This is a genomic window from Proteiniphilum acetatigenes DSM 18083 (genome assembly GCF_000380985.1).
Taxonomy (GTDB): Bacteria; Bacteroidota; Bacteroidia; order Bacteroidales; family Dysgonomonadaceae; genus Proteiniphilum; species Proteiniphilum acetatigenes.
Genome location: NZ_KB905693.1, coordinates 457,870 through 476,810 on the forward strand (window position 1 = coordinate 457,870; position 18,941 = coordinate 476,810).

The window sequence follows — 18,941 nt, forward strand, 5'->3', positions numbered from 1 at the left end:
CTTTAAAAAGTCAAATTTAAGCCGATAGAAACTTTTTTACTAATAGGATAAACCATATTGTCTATCGTTTCAGGGTCAAATGATTTTATTAAGGAAGTGAATGTCAATAAGTTTTCACCTTGTATGAAAAATCTTACACGCTGGATTTTATATTGTGATACGACAGATTGTGGAAGAGAATATCCTAGAGTGACATTTTTTAAGCGTATGTAGCTCGCATCCTGCAGATAACGGGTAGAGGTTTGCCGGTTCCCTCCATTATTCCAGTTGGGACGGGCAAAATAGGCATCTTTATTATCTTCTGTCCAATAATCCAGAGCGGTTTTTAATGGCGTGTCCCATTCAGAGGTAAAACCCCAGAATGAACTCCCTCCCGGCATATAATCGCGTTTGCCGATACCTTGCCAGAACATTTCAAAATCTATTCCTTTATAATCAAATCCGGCGGTAATACCATAAGCGTAACGCGGGGTATTATTCCCAATAATTTTGCGATCGCCCGGGTCGCTCAATGTATTACTTCCGATGTTTATTTTGCCGTCACCGTTCAGGTCTTCGTATTTCACGTCACCTGCACCCCATCTTCCGCTATACAGATAGGATTGGTCGTGGCCTGCATCTGCTTCGGCATCGGTTTGGTATAGTCCGTTGGATACATAACCCCAAATTTCCCCTACTTTTCTGCCTACATAATATTGACTGAGTAATCCTGTCGGATTTGCAAATTTGGTAATCGTGGATTGGTAGTCTGATAAAACCCCCTTTATATAGTAACTGAATCCGCTCGACAGCCGATCTCTCCAGCCAAGAGAGAGTTCCCAGCCTAAAGTCTTCATATCAGCAGCGTTCTCATTGGGGACACTTGTTCCCAGCACTGCCGGGAGAGCTTGTCCTGCAGTAAGCATATCCTTCGTATTCCGCCGATACCAATCGAATGTTGCAGTCAGACGATTCTGTAAAAATGAAGCATCGAATCCTACATCTATTTGATCTACCGTTTCCCAGGTAAATGAAGGACTTATGAGCCCCGGCGCGGATACGGCAACCGGAAGACTACCGTTTAAAAGATAGCCATATTGGGTATTCACACCATATGATGCCAGATAGGGGAAATTCCCCAGGTCCCCGACAACCTGGTTTCCTAAAGAACCATATGACAGGCGAATTTTCATATTATCCCAAACATTTTTAAGCGGTTCCCAGAATGTTTCTTCGGAAATTCGCCATGCTCCGGATACCGACGGGAAAAATTGATAGCGCTGTCCTTTTGCAAATTTAGAAGAACCGTCGTAGCGTCCATTCATTTCTAATAAATAACGCCCTTTATAATCGTAATTAATACGGGAGAAGATGCCGTTTATAGCCCATTGACTTTCCGAGCCACTGGTGGCAATTTCGCCGGTAGCCAGGTTGATAGAGGGGTTGTTGTTGTCAATCAGATCTTTACGGCCTGTGAAATGATACTTTGTCGTTTTCATTTCTTGATTATACCCTGCCATAACCTTGAAGTTATGCGTATTTTCTCCTGCCAATGAAAAAGAATATTCCGCGAAAGTGTTGAGGGCATAGTAGTAATCATCATCATTCGTCAGAGTTATACTGCTCGGGTTAGTCCAGGGATAGTAGTTCTCTGTTCCGGGAACGGCTGTATAATCATAAAAATTTCTTACATGTTGTGATGTCGCCTTTCCATAATAATTCCACGTATAGTCAGCATTAATTATCAACCCTTTGAGCGGGGTAAGCATAACGGCTCCCGTCATCCAGAGATCGTTTTGTTTATAGATAGCGTTACCGCCTTGAGCTTGTATGGCTACCGGGTTAGTATAACTGCCCTGACCGGCATAATTCCCGTCGGGATGCTTCACAGGCATCAATGGACTTAAGTCGTTTTTCATCATTCCACTGTATGCGGAAAGCCCGGAATAAGCCGTTGGATTCATGGCTGTAGTACCGCCCGTAGGATGCTTTTCGTCCGTATAGGTATGCATGATTTTAGCGGAAACATTCAACCAGTCCGTAATGTTTGTCGAAACATTGATGTTTGCATTGTATTTACGGTATTTATCATCGGCCGCTTTCAAAATACCTCCCTGATCATTCATTCCCAATGATGCGTAATACGTTGTTTTATCGTTCCCTCCGTTTATACTTGCATTATATATGGAAGAGAAGGAGTTTTTATATAGTTCATTCCACCAGTCGGTATTTCCGACATACTGATACTTATAAGGGTCTATACTCGCATCAAAGAATACGGGTGAATCATAAGTACCATTAAAATACCTTTCGGCATAGTCGTATATTGCTTCATTATAATAATGGCCGCTACCACCCGAATTCTGGTAAGCAAGATCTTTCATCGTTAAAAACTCTATTGAATTTACGTTGTGAAAAGACAATGCGGGTTGTTGCCAATAGGCAGTCGTTGAAAACTGAATGGTTGGTTTTTGACCGATCTTGCCTTTTTTCGTGGTAATCAATATGACTCCATATGCTGCGCGTGCTCCATAAATAGCTGCGGAAGCCGCGTCTTTCAAAACCGAGATAGATTCAATATCGTCAGGATTTACCAGATTGGGATCCATCTGTACGTTATCTACCAAAACCAAAGGACTGCCACCGTTTAAAGACGTAGTACCGCGGATATTAAAATTCGATGATGCTCCGGGTGCTCCTCCGTTATTCATGGTGATATTAAGGTTTGGCACCACACCTTGTAGTCCTTGTCCGATATTCGTGATAGGACGGTTTTCCAAAACCGAACCGCTGACCGACTCTACAGCCCCTGTCAAATTTACTCTCCTTTGTGTTCCATATCCTACAACCACAACCTCATCCAGCGCCTGAGTGTCTTCTTCAAGTTGGACATCCAGGCGATCTTGTCCTTCATACCGGATTTCTTGAGTTACATACCCTACATACGTGAAAATCAGCACGATATCTTCGGGGGGGGGGGGGAGATAAAGAAATACTATAATTACCGTCTAAATCGGTAACCGTTCCGGAAGAACTTCCTTTCACCCTAACCGTCGCTCCGATAACCGGTTCATTGTTCGCATCTGTTACCGTTCCGGTCACGGTAATGTTTTGTGCAAACAGACCAATGGATACTATCCACATACATGCGAACAGTAATCCTTTCCATTTAAACAACTTCTCTTTTTTCATTCTTTTTCTTTTAAGGATTAATAATTCATAACATTCATTTAACTACAAGATATCTTTATTTTTTAATATCTCACATTGTACCATATCGCTATATCATGCGTACATGTTTATTTTACTCCTTTTATATGCCTGAGTACCGTACCAGGCTACCACCACAAAGCATATGAGCGGCAGAATAAATGAAGCATTTACTGCAGGGAATGCCGTTCCTATTGTACCCATATCGATAATCGCTGCCTGCACCGGAGGTAATATGGATCCTCCCAATATGGCCATGATCAGCCCTGCCGCACCGAATTTTGCATCATCTCCCATTCCTTTCAGGGCAATACCATAGATAGTGGGAAACATGAGCGACATACAGGCTGACACTGCTACCAGACAATAAAGTCCCCAAATGTTCTGAAGAAAGATCACTCCCAGCGTAAATATTCCTGCGGCAATGGCAAATGCGCGTAACATTTTTCCGGGATCGAAGAATTTCATCAGGTAAGTGGCGATTAATCGACTGATACAGAATATAATCATCGCAACAATATTATATCTCTGTGAAAGGACTTCGGCTGCCTGTTCTTCCATTCCCTGGTTCATGAAAACACGTGTACCATACTGAATGATAAATGTCCAGCACATAATTTGTGCACCTACATAAAAGAATTGTGCGATGACTCCCTGGCGATAGTTGGGAATGGAAAAAATCCGTTTCAACGTGGCACCAAAATGGAGGCTTTTGTCTTTATCTCCGTTTTTCGGCATTCTCGCTATAAGGATAATCAGGAACATGGCAAGGACCACCAATCCTATAGCCAGATAAGGCGCGATCAGGATAGAGAGGTCGGATTGCTTCATCACTTCGAATTCCGGATCCGAAAGTAGGGCACGCTCTGCAGTACTCATCGGATTGAGCCGTGCCTGAATGAAGTTCATGGCTACGTACATTCCCATGAGTGATCCTATGGGATTAAATGCCTGCGCCATATTAAGTCGCCGGGTGGCATTTTCTTCGGGCCCCATCGTCAGGATATAAGGATTGGCGCTGGTCTCCAGAAATGATAATCCGCAGGTGAGTACAAAATAAGCTGCCAGGAAGGGATAGTAGTTGCCCGACATCATGGCGGGAAAAAACAGAAAAGCACCCACGGCATATAATGCCAATCCGAACAAAATTCCCGATTTATAGGAAAATTTCTTTATGAATATAGCAGCAGGAAATGCCATGGCAAAATAACCTCCATAAAAAGCCAGTTGCACCAGTGCACCCTGTGTAACGTTCATCCTGAAAATTTTGGAGAACGCTTTTACCATGGGATTGGTAATGTCGTTGGCAAATCCCCACAGGGCGAAGCAGGCGGTAATGATGATAAACGGCAACAGATAATTGACGCCGTTGTGTTTAAGTAATGGTAGTTTCGTTCTATTCATCTCATTATTTATTGAACCACTCCTGATCATTATCTGACCACCCTGTCCCCCTCCCCGTTGAATCTTTATCAATTCAATTGGGGAGAAAGGAGTTGGTGCAGTATAATTGTTGTGAGGTTATTTATAAATAGGACCAAAATTTTTACAGGCACGGAAATCGGCACCTTCTTTGTCCATACCGAAAGCGTTCCATGCTGATGGACGAAAGATCTCGTCTTCTTCCACGTTGTGCATACATACCGGAATGCGAAGGATCGATGCAAGTGTGATCAGATCCTGACCGATATGACCGTAGCTGATCGCTCCATGGTTGGCTCCCCAGTTGTTCATCACAGAATAGACATCTTTGAAAGGGCCTTTTCCGGTAAGACGAGGGGCAAACCAGGTGGTAGGCCATGTTTTATCTGTACGCTGGTTGATAATGTCGTGCACTTCGGGATCGAGACCTACCGTCCATCCCTCGGCTATCTGTAGTACAGGCCCTAAACCGTCTACCATATTTAACCGGGACATGGTGACGGGCATACCGCCTCTGGTGAGGAAGGTGGATGAATATCCGCCACCACGGAAATAATCACGGTTAGCCGGCGACCAGGTGGTAGCTGCAAGACAGGCTTTTGTTTCTTCTTCGGTGATATTCCAGGGTTCTTTCAGGGCTGGTCTGCCATCAATAGCCATGCGACCTGTACCGTCGAGAGTAGTAGCTCCTGAATTGATGAGGTGAATTACGCCGTTCGCAGCTAATCCCGTGAGCTCTTTTCCGGTGATGCGTTTTACGGCATCAGGACTCCAGTAAGTGCGAACGTCTGAGAATAGCTGTGCCGTATTGGTAAGCAAGTGGCCGAATAACATGACGACAGCGTTCAGGGAATCGTTTTCAGTGGCAAATGTATAAGCTTCACGGATGCCATTCCAGTCAAAGGATGTAGTCAGTATCGTCTCGCTGAAATCGCCATTGGGCAGGAAATCAGTCCATTGTCGTTGTCCCTGGAATCCTCCGAAGATGGCATTGTGTCCGATCGCCTCTTCCTTGAAACCCATTGCTTCGAGTTTAGGGTTACCCTGCAGCAGGTCACGGATGATAATGGTCATTTTTACCACAAACTCCCAGTCATTGTCTTTCTCTTCCCGGCTCTTTTGTTTTTCCGGTCTGTTGAAATCGGTACCTTCATTCACTTTACAGTATTTTTCTGTCCACGCCATGGCTTTTTCGAACTCCTCGTGGTCGTAGATCCCCTCCTGTATCCGTCGTAAGATTTCTGTGGAATCGACTGATTCGTTGCGGACGCCCAGGTATTTCTGGAAGAAATCGGGATTGACAATAGATCCGGCAATACCCATCGAAACACTGCCGATGGATAGGTATGATTGTCCCCTCATTGTGGCTACGCCTTGTGCTGCACGGGCAAAACGCAAGAGCTTTTCGGCAACGTCTTCAGGTATGGTGTTATCCTGCAGATCCTGTACCTCGTGTCCGTAGATGCCAAATGCCGGTAGTCCTTTCTGTGAATGGGATGCCAGGACTGCTGCCAGGTATACGGCGCCGGGGCGTTCCGTTCCGTTGAACCCCCAAACGGCTTTAGGATAGTGCGGATTCATATCCATGGTTTCCGAACCATAACACCAGCTTGAAGTGACAGTAATAGTAGAACCTACACCTTCCCGCTCGAATTTTGCTGCACAGGCGGCACTCTCACCTACGCGTCCGATGGTGCCATCGGCAATCACGCACTCTACCGGACTTCCGTCTCCATTCTTTAAATTGGTTCTGATTAGTTCTGCAACTGCCTTTGCCAGGCTCATAGTCTTCTCTTCGAGGCTTTCCCTGACGCCTCCCTGACGTCCGTCGATTGTAGGACGGATCCCGATTTTAGGATACTTCTTCTTCATACGATTATGATTATGTATTTAAAATAAAGATGAAAAATCACTTTATCACTACTAGTCCCGACTCATCGGGGATCAATAAATTGTTTTTTAGTCGTAATGGCTGCGTGCTGAACTGTGCTGATTATAGATGAAATTTTTTTCAGGAGTTCCAGGATTAAAGCGAATCCCGCAACATAATCTCTGTAGGTAAAAATTCCTGTACAGGATCTTCATTAATGATAAAATCAGCGGCCAAATTTCCCATTCTTTCCCAATTGACCCCTATGCTCGCTATCCCGTTCTCTATCACTTCATAGAACGGGTTTTCATTGTATGCCAGTAATCCGTAATCGCTGCCGGCCTTGAGTTGTTCCAGTCTCCCTTTCTTTATGATCGTAACGAGATCTTCCTGTTTGATAACCAGATAAAATGCGTTATCCAGAATAATCATTTTTTCGGTGATCTCATCGATAATCTCAAACGGAAGATTGTTGTCAATACAGAATTTACTAAAATACTCCTTGCTGCTCTGTGGATGTTTATGGTTTTTATTGAATACGAAGAACAGTTTCCGGTATTTTTTTAACCGGGTTTTAATTGTTTCCAGGGCATTGTAAAGCGCGGTATCGAAGTCCTGACAAACATAAGAATACCCATTTTTGTCAAATTTACCAAAATCCAAAAGTAATAATTTCTTTTTATCAATTTTTATCAATGCTTCGGAAAACTTCTCGTTGTGATAATTCATCACAAGATACCCATTGTACATGCCTATGGAATCGTTGATTATCTGGTTGAAAAGATGTTCATTGTACTGATGGAACCAGAGATCGATCTCATAGTAAGAGGGTAGCCTTTTTCGTAATGTGTTGTACATTACCTCTTTAAAGGGTGTGTACTCATCCAGTAGCAACAATATATTTTTGGTACGCGATGCAACATAATAGTTTTTACCATGTACAGAATCAATTATTCCCCTGTTTTTTAAGTCGGTGAAGGCTTTGAATACTGTATCGCGGGAGAGGCAGAACCGTTGACTTAACTGATTGATGGAGGGTAATTTATCCCCTACCTTCAATTCACGCGCGGCAATGGATTTCTGTATAAAATCCGTCAGTTGCTGTACTTTGGTGTTTTTGTTATTGAATTTTAATTCCACGGGTTTAAATCTGCTATGCTGTACTGTACTGTGCTGGTGCAAAAATAGAACAAAAAAAAGAGGTAAAAAAAGATTTTTACATGTTATATAACATCTGTTTGCAGGAAAAGTAAACCGGACGATCTCTTCACAGAGGCCGCCCGGTTATTGGAAAATCAAAAAGTCATATAAGAAATAGAACTAATTAAGTTGTGGTTTAAAAAATTAATAGTATTCATTGGATGATATTACAGGTGTAGGTATTCGGGCGGTTGTTTTTTCCTCCGCAACCGGTTGGTTATACCTGTAAACTACATCGTATGTTGTTGTTTCTCCGTTCCATCCTTTCACTTTAATGGAAAGATTTACAGAGTCGGCGTCATCCGTTCTGAAGGGTTTCAGGTCGAAACAGACAAATCCTTCATATAATTTCGTCTGCGGACTCTGATAGGCGTTATGGCGGAATTCGAGATCAATTGCGTCGGATGATGTTTCATCTGAGAGTGTGTTCTCGACGAGGTTGATCAGGTGTGGTCTGACACCGCCGTAATTGAACAAAAAGGATACATTCAGATAATCTCCCCCTACCCATATGTCTTTGACTTTTACCGGATCGTTGCCTATGCTGTCCTGGTTTTCGGCATTCAGTTCAATTGCTTGTTTTGTAAGGATATTCCATATATCGTTTACTTTGATGTCATAATCGTATGTTGCTCCCGAACTCTCCCACAATATGGTGTAATTGAGAAAGACACGCTGGTTGTGTGTTGGTGCATATCTTACATTGCCGGCAGCAGGCCATAGGCGTTTGTCGTTGTCCAATAGGAATGAATAAGCATTTTCACCTTCGGGTATAACTGTGGCTATACTGATATAGATATCTCCCAGCGACCTTCCATTATCGTCACAGGAGGGGATAGCCAGTAAAATTCCAACCAAAAGGATGCTGATTTTTAATACTGTTTTCTTCATGCGACATTTTTATTTTTCTTTATTAATCAGATGCAGAAAAAGAGAAAACGCTGCATGGAAAAAGAGGAAAATTTTAATATTTAACGTTATTTAAGGTATTCTGGTGAAGAGTTATCAAATGGGATATTTTTTCTTTATAAAATATCTCTGGAATAGAGTTTTTTAACCAGGTCGGACCTGCCTATGCGTTTGAGTTTTTTGATTACAGAGTGTCTTTGTTTAGGATCGTGCCAAAAAAAGAATTGACGCTGATCGTTTTTTTCCTCTCTGCTTTTGGCTGTATATACCGGTTGTAATGTATAGGGATGGTAACCTGTGTAATAGATCTCGGTAGCGAGCGTCATGGGGGATGGCGTGAAGTCCTGAACCTGTTCCAGTTTGAAGTTTAGTTTTTTTGTGATAACGGCCAGTTCCGCCATATCTTCCTCATTGCATCCTGGGTGTGATGAGATGAAGTAGGGGATAAGTTGCTGGTTCAGCAAATGTTTTTTATTCAGTTCATCGAAGATTTGTTTGAACCGGTCGAAATACCGGAAAGAAGGTTTTCGCATGATTTTGAGTGTGGTATCTGAAGTGTGTTCGGGAGCGACTTTCAATCTGCCGGAGACATGGTTTCTAATCAGTTCGTGGAGGTACATCCGGTGGGATTCGTTGATTTTCTCATCGTTGCTGTCCTGCAACAGCATATCGTAACGGATTCCGCTTCCGATAAATGATTTCTTTATCCCAGGCAATGAATCTACTGCTTTATATATATCCAACAGATCGGAATGATCGGTATTCAGGTTGAAACAGATTTTCGGGAAGATGCAGGAGGGTTTCTTACATTTTTCGCAAATTGTCAGATCTTTCCCCTGCATACGGTACATATTGGCCGATGGACCTCCCAAATCGCTGATATATCCTTTGAAGTCGGGCATTTGGGTGATCTTCTTCACTTCATCTAAAATAGATTGTCTGGAGCGGGAAGCGATAAATTTCCCCTGATGTGCAGAGATAGTGCAGAAAGCACATCCGCCGAAGCACCCGCGATGGAGGTTGACCGAGAATTTGATCATCTCGTAAGCCGGGATATGCTTGCCCTTGTATTTGGGATGAGGCAGGCGGGTATAGGGAAGGTTGAATGAGGCGTCTATCTCTTCATCCTTCATCGGAGGGTAGGGAGGATTGACAATCAGGGTTTTACCGTCTACTTTTTGAAGAATGCGTGCAGCGGAAAGCCGATTGGACTGTTCCTCAACTATGCGGAAATTTTTGGCCTGTTTCAGTTTATCTTTTGCACATTCCTCATGCGAAAAAAGTGTAACTTCTTCATTGAACGGATTTTCAGATGCTTCAGTACGAATAAAAGCGGTTTGCGGGATATCATTTATTTCCCTGATATGTTTACCATCACGAATCTCACGTATCAGTTGTTTGAGAGGGAGTTCCCCCATTCCGTATATCAGCAGGTCGGCTTTTGTATCGGCCAGGATGGTCTTGTGGAGTTTGTCGTTCCAGTAATCATAATGGGTGATCCGGCGTAATGAAGCTTCCACCCCGCCGATTACGACCGGCACGTCGGGATAGAGTTCCTTCAGGATACGGGAGTATACTGTTACTGCCCTGTCGGGACGCATATCGGCTCGGCCGTCAGGGGTGTATGCATCCTGTGATCGGAGCCTTTTATTGGCCGTGTAATGATTGATCATTGAATCCATTACGCCGGCTGTCACTGCAAAGAAGAGTCGGGGAGCACCCAGTTTCTTGAAATCACGAAAATCGTCCCGCCAGTTAGGTTGCGGCACAATTGCCACGCGTAATCCCTGGCTCTCGAGCAGACGGCCGATAACAGCTGTGCCAAACGAGGGATGGTCGATATAGGCATCACCGGAGAAGAGGATCACATCAGGACTATCCCATTCGCGAAGATCCAATTCTTTCTTGGTGGTAGGTAGCCAATCGGTGAGTTGATAGGATTGGTGGTCCATATGGTCAGCCTTTGTTGATCTGTCTTTGTTTTCGTTCTGCATCCAGCAATTCCGCCCTTTTTACTGCCAGATGAATATTGGAACAGATATTTTCGCTACCGATGATCTGTGGAATATCGGACTTTTCGATGCTTTCGCGCACGCTGTCTTTCACACCTGAAAGAATAATTTGTATCTTCTCTTTCTTTGAACGTCTACACAATATTTCGAGGTTGTTCAATCCGGTTGAATCGATGAAAGGTACCTTACGCATACGGATAATACGAATACGCGGATGATCTCCCAATTCCCGCGTTATCTCATCGAATTTACTGGCTACTCCAAAAAAGAAAGGTCCTTCGATCTCGTAGACTTCCACACCATCGGGCAGGTGAAGTACTTCTTCCTGTATGTCTGTATAATGGGACTCCGCCTCTTTCGCCAAATCAATACTTCCGGTGGTGCGTGATACCTGAGTGCTTTCATTCATTCTCTTCAGAAAACCGAAAATGGCAAGCATCAGGCCGACTCCTATGGCGATGGTCAGATCGAAAATGACAGTGAGCAGAAAGGTCGTCATCAAAATACCCATAGTCGATTTCGACTGCCTGGTGAGTGATACGAATGTACGCCATTCACTCATGTTGTATGCTACAACCACTAATACACCTGCCAGGCAAGCCATAGGTATATGTCGGGTAAGATCACCCAGGAACAGGACAATCAGTAAAAGTACTACGGCATGAACAATTCCCGCAACAGGTGTTCTCCCGCCATTGTTGATGTTGGTCATTGTACGTGCAATGGCCCCGGTGGCGGGAATACCTCCAAAAAACGGAGTGATAATATTGGCGGCACCTTGTGCTATCAACTCCATATTCGAATTGTGCTTGTGTCCTGTCGCTCCATCAGCTACAGTAGCCGATAATAGGGATTCGATAGCTCCCAGCATGGCAATGGTAAATGCGACCGGAGACAGGAGGCGGATACTTTCGAGATTCAATGGTATTTGCTCCATATCCGGTAACTGACTGTTGATAATAAACCTGTCACCAATAGTTTCTATGGTCGTGACACCTCCGTAGGTTTTTATCAGGTAGGCCGCCAATGTCATTACGACAAGGGCTACGAGTGAACCCGGCACTTTTTTTGATATCTTGGGAGTGAATACGATAATAGCTACGCTTACAACAGCTATGAGTGCTGCCCACCAATTGATCGAGTCGAAATGCTGGAGGTAAACGCCCCATTTTTCAATGAATCCCGAAGGTAATGCCGGAGTGGTAAGCCCAAAGAAATCTTTTATCTGTGTAGAAAAGATGGTCAGGGCGATGCCACTTGTGAAGCCGATGACAATGGGATAAGGGATAAACTTGATAACTGCTCCCAGTTTCAGAAAACCCATCGCCAAAAGCATTATACCGGCAAGTACGGTCGCGATGGCAAGACCCTGCACTCCATATTGCTCTACAATACCATAGACAATCACGATGAAGGCGCCGGTAGGACCTCCGATCTGAACTCTGCTGCCACCCAGAAATGAGATGATGAATCCGGCAATTATTGCGGTATATATTCCTTTCTCAGGCGTAACTCCCGAAGCAATCCCAAAAGCGATGGCGAGTGGTAGTGCCACCACACCCACAATCAATCCCGACATCAGGTCGGCAAAGAATTTCTCCTTGCTATAGGTTTTTAATGATTGAAAAAGCGCTGGTTGAAAATCCCGTAGGAAATCTATTCTCATGAAACTAATGTATCAATATGACTAATGTGACTAATGTGCCAATGAAAAGCGGTGCAAAGGTAGAAAATTAATGTGATAATTTGTTGATGTGATGATGTGCCGATATCTTGATTATGTAATTATAATCTGCTAATCGTTAAATCTACTAATTGGCTAATCAAATATATTATACCGCTCCCTGTTCTACGAGTACGCAGACACGCTCGGTTACACGGTCTTCGCCGTAAGGGTTGTAGCGGGTTTTGAGGCTGTTGCCGAACATTCCGGCGAACAGGTTGTACGACCAGGCTTTGAAGCTCCCCATAAAAGCATCGATAATATGATAGGAGGAAGAATTGGTTTCCCGGTCTACCAGTTTCATTAATAACTGTCCCTGCGATCGGGTGAGTTTTTTCATTTTCGGGGTATATTGATCCATGAGGTATTTCTCCATCCGGTTCAGATGCTTTTGCCGCTCTTTATCGTTGGGAAGCGTCTCCATATATTCATATGTTTCCAGGATGATGGCAGCAATCTCCTTCGCATAAGGGAGTGTTTTCTTTACATCACGGACCAGCCTGGTATAGGCTATCTGATCTTTGGTGTTGCGGAAGGTGAGAGGAGAATACTTAATAAAATCCTTCAGCCACATACAGGCGACGGTATCACCTTCCAATACCACGGCAGGATACACGTTGGGCATTAAAAAGAAGGTAGACACCGGTGTATCGGAATCTGGGCTTATATTGGCTGCATAATATCCCTGTGCTTTTATCCCGGGAGATAAAAGAGTTGTGAATAGTGTAAGGGATATGAAGATAAGTCTTTCCATAACGATGCAAAGATAATGGGTCACTTTTATTTTCAGTCAAAAAAACTCGTTAAGTGTAGTTAATTAATCTTCGAGTTTTTAGATTGTTAAGTAAAATTCCGGTAATAATAGGAGTATAATAATCATTTTCACCAGCGTTTTGATTTTATCCTGTCAAAGATACGGTTTGTCTTGCTCCCTGCTTATAAAATCTTGATTTGTTATTTTAAATATTATATGTCTCCCCTTTCCACAAGTATGCAGACGCGCTCAATATCGCGGTCCTCGCCGTAACGGTTGTAGCGGATTTTGAGACTGTTGCCAAACAAGCCGGCAAACAAGTTGTAGGACCATGCCTTGAAACTACCCATAAAAGCATCGATAATATGATAGGAAGAGGAATTGGTTTCCCGGTCTACTAATTTCATTAGTAACTGTCCCTGTGACCGGGTAAGTTTTTTCATTTTATGTTTCCAGAATAATGGCGGCGATTTCCTTTGCGTAAGGGAGGGTTTTCTTTACATCGCGGATCAGTTTGGAATAAGCTATCTGTTCTTTTGTGCTTAGAGAAATGTAGGACGAATAGTTGATAAAATCCTTCAGATACATACAGGAAATAGTATCTCCTTCCTGCCAGCAAATAGCAGTATCTCCTTCCAAAGGGATAGTGACATAAGTGTCGGGCATAAAAAGAACATCAGATGCCGGCGTATTGAAGCCGGAATCCTGATTTGCCGTGGAATGACGCTGAGCTTCCAATGTGAGAGGCAGAGCAACTGTAAACCATGCTATAAGGTATATGACTATACGTCTTTTCATAACAATACAAAGGTAGTCGCTCTCTTTTATTTCCAGTCAAAAAAACGCGTTAAGTGTAGTTAATTAATCTTCGGGTCTTTAGGCTGTTAAGTGAAATAGAGATAATGCAGGTCAAAGCAGGACAAAACAAAAAAAAGTGCATTTTTTGAGAAATAATCGGAGAAAAAGTGTATTTTTGACTGGATTAAACTGAAGACAATGGCATATTCTCATTTAGGTGGACTTATTCACAAACAGGCTCAGAAATACGGAAATAAAACAGCGGTAATGTATCAGGGGCCGGGTGGCGAATGGTTGCATTTGTCGTGGAACAATCTTTCGGATAGGATCATAAAGGCTGCTCAAGCTTTGGCCGAGATGACCCTGAAACCGGGTGATAATGTCGGGATATACTCTCAGAATATGGAAAAGTATCTGATCACCGATTTCGCTGTGTATGCCAACAAGGCGGTGATGGTGCCGATGTATGCCACTTCGTCTCCTATGCAGGTGAACTATATTGTAAACGATGCCCAGATAAGGCTACTTTTTGTGGGTGAGCAGTTTCAATATAATAATGCATATAAAGTGCAGCAAGAGAGTCGTTTTCTGGAAAAACTGATTGTCTTCGACAGGAATGTAGTGTTGAAACCCGACGACAAGACGTCGGTCTATTTTGATGATTTCATCACTACAGGTGATAATTCCGAATCACAAGCACTGGTGAATGCCCGGTTGAAGCAATTGGAAAATAATGATCTGGCGACTATTATCTATACATCGGGTACTACCGGCGAGCCGAAAGGAGTGATGCTGACACATGCCAACTTCTCAGAGATATTCAGGATACATGATATCCGGATCGCCAATTTGTCGGACAAGGACCTCTCTATGTGTTTTCTTCCTCTTACTCATATATTTGAAAAGGCGTGGAGTTATTACTGCCTGTGTAAAGGCGTAACCATTGCGGTAAATAAGGAGCCGGGAGAAATCAGGGAAACCATTAAGCAGGTGCGTCCCACGGTGATGAGCAACGTCCCTCGTTTTTGGGAAAAGGTGTATGACGGCGTGAAAGAGAAGATGGACGATGCTTCCGGCATCACAAAGTGGTTGTTTACTGATGCTGTCAAAACGGGACGACGGCATAATCTGGAATTTGTGAACAAGGGGAAAAAACCACCGATAGGTAACCGGCTGAAATTTTTTATTTACAGGCATACGGTTTTTTATCTGGTAAAGCGGGTAGTGGGAATTGACCGGGGGAATTTCTTCCCCGTAGCCGGTGCTCCCTTGTCGGACACCATCAACGAATTCATGCAATCGATAGATGTGCATATTATTTATGGTTACGGTCTAACCGAAACTACTGCCACAGTAAGTTGTTTTCCCGAAAAGGGGTTCCGTATAGGTACGGTAGGAAAAGTGATGCCTGATGTGGATGTGAAGATAGGGGAGAACAATGAGATATTAGTGAAAGGGGCAACAGTGACGTGCGGCTATTACAATAAGCCGGAGGCAACCAAAGCTGCTTTTACGGAAGATGGTTATTTCCGAACCGGAGATGCCGGTTCTCTCACGGAAAATAATGAGATTATTCTCACCGATCGGATCAAAGATCTCTATAAGACTTCCAATGGGAAATATATTGCACCGCAAATGATCGAAACACGTATCGGCGAAGATAAATATATCGACCAGGTAGCTGTGATCGGAGATCAGCGAAAATTTGTAAGTGCGCTGATCGTTCCTAACTATGATGCGCTCAGATCGTATGCCCGCGAACAGGGTATCCTGTTTGATTCGACAGAAGAGTTGGTGAATAACCCTGAAATCAATGCTTTTATTTTCGGTCGGATCGAATTGTTGCAGGCGCAATTCACCTCCTATGAGAAAATTAAGCGTTTCGCCCTGCTGTCCGAGCCATTCCGGATGGAAACCGGTGAGTTGACCAATACACTTAAACTACGGAGAAAAGTGATTCTGGAAAGATACGCCGATGTGATTGATGGACTGTATGTTTAATTGAAAATTGAAAATTGAAAGTTGAAAATGATTATCCTCTATCGTGCGAAGTGTATATCTACCTTTCCACTTTTTCACCTTCCCACCTTATGATTCCATCATCATATCATTAAATCAACAAATCATCACATTGAATCACTATCTTTAGAGAATATAGGATGCGCCTCGGAATAACTCAAGCAAGCTTGGTTATTCCCTAGGCTTTCACTATATTTTCATAATATAGGATGCGTTTTGGAAAAGCTCAAACAAGTTTGGCTTTTCTCTCGGCTTTCGCTATATTTGCACCGTTTTTTAAAGCGAAAAGGGATGGATTACAATTTTAGAGAAATAGAAAGACGATGGCAGCAGTACTGGATTGATCACCAGACGTATAAAGTTACTGAAGATCGGTCAAAACCCAAGTTTTACGTACTCGATATGTTCCCTTATCCTTCGGGAGCAGGGTTGCATGTGGGGCATCCACTGGGATATATTGCGTCGGATATCTTTTCAAGATATAAAAGATCACAGGGATTCAATGTGCTGCATCCTATGGGGTATGATGCCTATGGGTTGCCGGCAGAGCAGTATGCCATTCAAACCGGACAACATCCGGCTATTACTACGGAAAACAATATCAAACGTTATCGCGAACAACTGGATAAAATTGGTTTCTCCTACGACTGGAGTCGTGAAGTACGAACCTGCGATCCTGACTATTACAAGTGGACGCAGTGGGCATTCATCCGTATGTTCCATTCCTACTATTGCAATCAGGCGCAACAGGCCCGCCCCATTGCCGAACTGACGGAGGTATTTTCCCAACAGGGGACCCGGGGGCTCGACCTTGCCTGTAACGAGCCAATGGAATTTACTGCCGAAGAGTGGAATGCCAGGTCCGAAAAAGAACAACAGGAGATATTAATGAACTACCGTATCGCCTATCTGGGAGATACTATGGTGAACTGGTGCCCGGAACTGGGAACGGTACTCGCCAATGACGAGGTAAGTGAAGGCTTTTCTATTCGCGGAGGATATCCCGTGGAACAGAAAAAGATGCGTCAGTGGTGCCTGCGAGTATCAGCTTATGCACAGCGCCTGCTGGATGGCCTGGATAAGGTGGACTGGACAGACTCTCTGAAAGAAACACAGCGAAACTGGATAGGACGTAGTGAAGGCGCCGTAATGCATTTCAAAACCTCTCAGGGTATTACCTTTGATATTTTTACTACCCGTGCCGATACAATCTTTGGTGTGACGTTTATGGTGCTTGCTCCTGAGAGTGAACTGGTAAAAGAATTGACTACTGGTGAACAGCGTGAAGCGGTAGAAGACTATATCAGCAAAACCAAGAAAAAAACAGAACGGGAACGTATTGCCGACAAATCGGTCAGCGGCGTATTTTCCGGTTCATATGCCCGTCACCCCTTTACGGGAGAGCAGCTTCCTATATGGATATCTGACTACGTGTTGGCTGGATACGGTACCGGTGCAATTATGGCGGTACCGGCGCATGACAGCCGTGACTATGCTTTCGCCAGACATTTCAACCTGCCCATCATTCCTTTAATTGAAGGATGTGATATATCGGAAGAGAGTTTTGATGCGAAAGAAGGGATTATGATGAATTCCGGCTTCCTGAACGGGATGACGGTGAAAGAAGCTATTCCTGCGGCTATTGATGAGGTAGAGAAACGAGGGCTTGGTTACCGGAAAATCAATTTCCGCCTCCGGGATGCTATTTTCTCCAGACAACGCTACTGGGGCGAACCATTCCCTGTTTATTACAAAGATGGAATGCCCTACACACTGGAAGAAAGCGAATTACCACTGGAACTTCCGGAAGTGGATAAATATCTTCCTACTGAAACAGGCGAACCTCCGTTGGGACGTGCTGCAAACTGGCATACCAAAGAGGGTTATCCGCTGGAATTGAATACGATGCCCGGTTTTGCTGGATCGTCGGCCTATTACCTGCGTTATATGGATCCGCAGAACGACAATGCACTGGTATCGGAAGATGCCAACAGCTACTGGCGTAACGTAGACCTCTATATAGGAGGAACGGAACATGCTACCGGGCACCTTGTCTACAGCCGTTTCTGGAATAAATTCCTGTTCGATCTGGGTATTTCCTGCGAAGAGGAACCCTTTAAGAAACTGGTGAACCAGGGGATGATCCAGGGTAGAAGCAATTTTGTATACCGGATAAAAGGGACGAATCAATTCGTGTCTCTGAATCTGAAAGAGCAATATGATGTGACACCCATCCATGTGGATGTCAATATAGTACACAACGATATTCTCGATATAGAGGCATTCCGGAACTGGAACCCTGAATACAAGACAGCAGAATTTATCCTGGAGGATGGGAAATATGTCTGTGGATGGGCCATCGAGAAAATGTCGAAGTCAATGTTCAACGTAGTGAACCCGGATGATATCGTGGAAAAGTATGGGGCCGATACCCTCCGTCTCTATGAGATGTTCCTGGGTCCGCTCGAACAATCCAAACCGTGGGATACCAACGGGATCGATGGAGTATACCGTTTCCTGCGCAGAGTATGGAACCTCTTCTATAAGGAGGGGGATTTATCGGTGACGGACGACGAACCTGTAAAAGAAGAGTTGAAATCTTTGCATAAACTGATTAAAAAGGTGTCGTTCGATATTGAGCATTTTTCCTTTAATACGTCGGTTTCCGCTTTTATGATTTGTGCGAATGAACTGACCTCATTGAAATGCTCCAAAAGAGCGATCCTGAGCGATCTGATCGTTTGCCTTGCTCCCTTTGCGCCGCATATGGCAGAAGAACTCTGGCACACGTTGGGTAATAGTACATCGGTATGTGATGCACAATGGCCGGTATGGAATGAAGAGTATCTCAAGGAGGATGCTTTTCCCTACGCGATCTCTTTCAACGGGAAATCACGGTTTGTACTGGAATTCCCGACAGATGCGACCAACGAAGAAATCGAAAAAGCGGTACTGGCTCATCCCAATTCCCAAAAATGGATAGAAGGCAAAAATCCGAAGAAAATAATTATCGTTCCGAAAAAAATTGTGAATGTGGTGATATAA

Annotated in this window: 13 protein-coding genes; 2 read left to right on the plus strand and 11 right to left on the minus strand. The window is 43.8% G+C overall.

What is annotated here, in order from left to right; translation table 11 throughout:
* Nucleotides 1-2: 2 nt before the first annotated feature.
* The 11 genes from F597_RS0103880 to F597_RS22205 form a co-directional block, all read right to left on the minus strand.
* Nucleotides 3-2,939: a SusC/RagA family TonB-linked outer membrane protein gene (locus F597_RS0103880; RefSeq protein WP_019538403.1), complete on the minus strand. Its 2,937-nt coding sequence runs from the start codon at nt 2,937-2,939 to the stop codon at nt 3-5.
* On the minus strand, nt 2,890-3,171 hold the full coding sequence (locus F597_RS22805; protein WP_026327095.1) for a carboxypeptidase regulatory-like domain-containing protein: 282 nt from the start codon (nt 3,169-3,171) through the stop codon (nt 2,890-2,892). Before F597_RS22805 ends, F597_RS0103880 begins: the two co-directional genes overlap by 50 nt.
* A gap of 93 nt (nt 3,172-3,264) precedes the next feature.
* Nucleotides 3,265-4,593, minus strand: coding sequence for an L-fucose:H+ symporter permease (gene fucP / locus F597_RS0103890; RefSeq protein ID WP_019538404.1), 1,329 nt, complete (start codon nt 4,591-4,593; stop codon nt 3,265-3,267).
* A gap of 117 nt (nt 4,594-4,710) precedes the next feature.
* Nucleotides 4,711-6,483: an L-fucose isomerase gene (gene fucI, locus F597_RS0103895; protein ID WP_019538405.1), complete on the minus strand. Its 1,773-nt coding sequence runs from the start codon at nt 6,481-6,483 to the stop codon at nt 4,711-4,713.
* A gap of 154 nt (nt 6,484-6,637) precedes the next feature.
* Complete coding sequence (locus F597_RS0103900; protein WP_026327096.1) at nt 6,638-7,621, minus strand: GntR family transcriptional regulator; 984 nt, start codon at nt 7,619-7,621, stop codon at nt 6,638-6,640.
* Nucleotides 7,622-7,825: 204 nt separating this feature from the next.
* Nucleotides 7,826-8,572: a NigD1/NigD2 family lipoprotein gene (locus F597_RS20080; protein ID WP_019538407.1), complete on the minus strand. Its 747-nt coding sequence runs from the start codon at nt 8,570-8,572 to the stop codon at nt 7,826-7,828.
* Between the two features lie 134 nt (nt 8,573-8,706).
* Nucleotides 8,707-10,542 carry a YgiQ family radical SAM protein gene (locus F597_RS0103910; protein WP_026327097.1) on the minus strand — a complete coding sequence of 612 codons (1,836 nt, stop codon included), beginning with the start codon at nt 10,540-10,542 and terminating at the stop codon, nt 8,707-8,709.
* A gap of 4 nt (nt 10,543-10,546) precedes the next feature.
* Nucleotides 10,547-12,268: a SulP family inorganic anion transporter gene (locus F597_RS0103915; protein ID WP_026327098.1), complete on the minus strand. Its 1,722-nt coding sequence runs from the start codon at nt 12,266-12,268 to the stop codon at nt 10,547-10,549.
* Nucleotides 12,269-12,434: 166 nt separating this feature from the next.
* Nucleotides 12,435-13,079, minus strand: coding sequence for a DUF4294 domain-containing protein (locus F597_RS0103920; protein ID WP_019538410.1), 645 nt, complete (start codon nt 13,077-13,079; stop codon nt 12,435-12,437).
* A gap of 212 nt (nt 13,080-13,291) precedes the next feature.
* Nucleotides 13,292-13,522: a DUF4294 domain-containing protein gene (locus F597_RS22200; RefSeq protein WP_019538411.1), complete on the minus strand. Its 231-nt coding sequence runs from the start codon at nt 13,520-13,522 to the stop codon at nt 13,292-13,294.
* 1 nt (nt 13,523) lies between these two features.
* On the minus strand, nt 13,524-13,877 hold the full coding sequence (locus F597_RS22205) for a hypothetical protein (protein WP_019538412.1): 354 nt from the start codon (nt 13,875-13,877) through the stop codon (nt 13,524-13,526).
* Between the two features lie 198 nt (nt 13,878-14,075).
* Here F597_RS22205 and F597_RS0103930 point away from each other — a divergent pair, with 198 nt between their 5' ends.
* Together F597_RS0103930 and leuS are read left to right on the plus strand one after the other, a co-directional pair.
* Entirely contained in the window at nt 14,076-15,878 is a 1,803-nt protein-coding gene (locus F597_RS0103930; protein WP_019538413.1) for an AMP-dependent synthetase/ligase, read from the plus strand.
* Between the two features lie 309 nt (nt 15,879-16,187).
* Complete coding sequence (gene leuS / locus F597_RS0103935; protein WP_019538414.1) at nt 16,188-18,941, plus strand: leucine--tRNA ligase; 2,754 nt, start codon at nt 16,188-16,190, stop codon at nt 18,939-18,941.

Excerpts from the sequence above, each read along its gene's own strand:
- F597_RS22805 (WP_026327095.1), bottom strand. The coding sequence starts at position 3,171 with ATGAAAAAAGAGAAGTTGTTTAAATGGAAAGGATTACTGTTCGCATGT.
- fucP (WP_019538404.1), bottom strand. The coding sequence starts at position 4,593 with ATGAATAGAACGAAACTACCATTACTTAAACACAACGGCGTCAATTAT.
- fucI (WP_019538405.1), bottom strand. The coding sequence starts at position 6,483 with ATGAAGAAGAAGTATCCTAAAATCGGGATCCGTCCTACAATCGACGGA.
- F597_RS20080 (WP_019538407.1), bottom strand. The coding sequence starts at position 8,572 with ATGAAGAAAACAGTATTAAAAATCAGCATCCTTTTGGTTGGAATTTTA.
- F597_RS0103910 (WP_026327097.1), bottom strand. The coding sequence starts at position 10,542 with ATGGACCACCAATCCTATCAACTCACCGATTGGCTACCTACCACCAAG.
- F597_RS0103915 (WP_026327098.1), bottom strand. The coding sequence starts at position 12,268 with ATGAGAATAGATTTCCTACGGGATTTTCAACCAGCGCTTTTTCAATCA.
- F597_RS0103920 (WP_019538410.1), bottom strand. The coding sequence starts at position 13,079 with ATGGAAAGACTTATCTTCATATCCCTTACACTATTCACAACTCTTTTA.
- F597_RS22200 (WP_019538411.1), bottom strand. The coding sequence starts at position 13,522 with ATGAAAAAACTTACCCGGTCACAGGGACAGTTACTAATGAAATTAGTA.
- F597_RS22205 (WP_019538412.1), bottom strand. The coding sequence starts at position 13,877 with ATGAAAAGACGTATAGTCATATACCTTATAGCATGGTTTACAGTTGCT.
- F597_RS0103930 (WP_019538413.1), top strand. The coding sequence starts at position 14,076 with ATGGCATATTCTCATTTAGGTGGACTTATTCACAAACAGGCTCAGAAA.
- leuS (WP_019538414.1), top strand. The coding sequence starts at position 16,188 with ATGGATTACAATTTTAGAGAAATAGAAAGACGATGGCAGCAGTACTGG.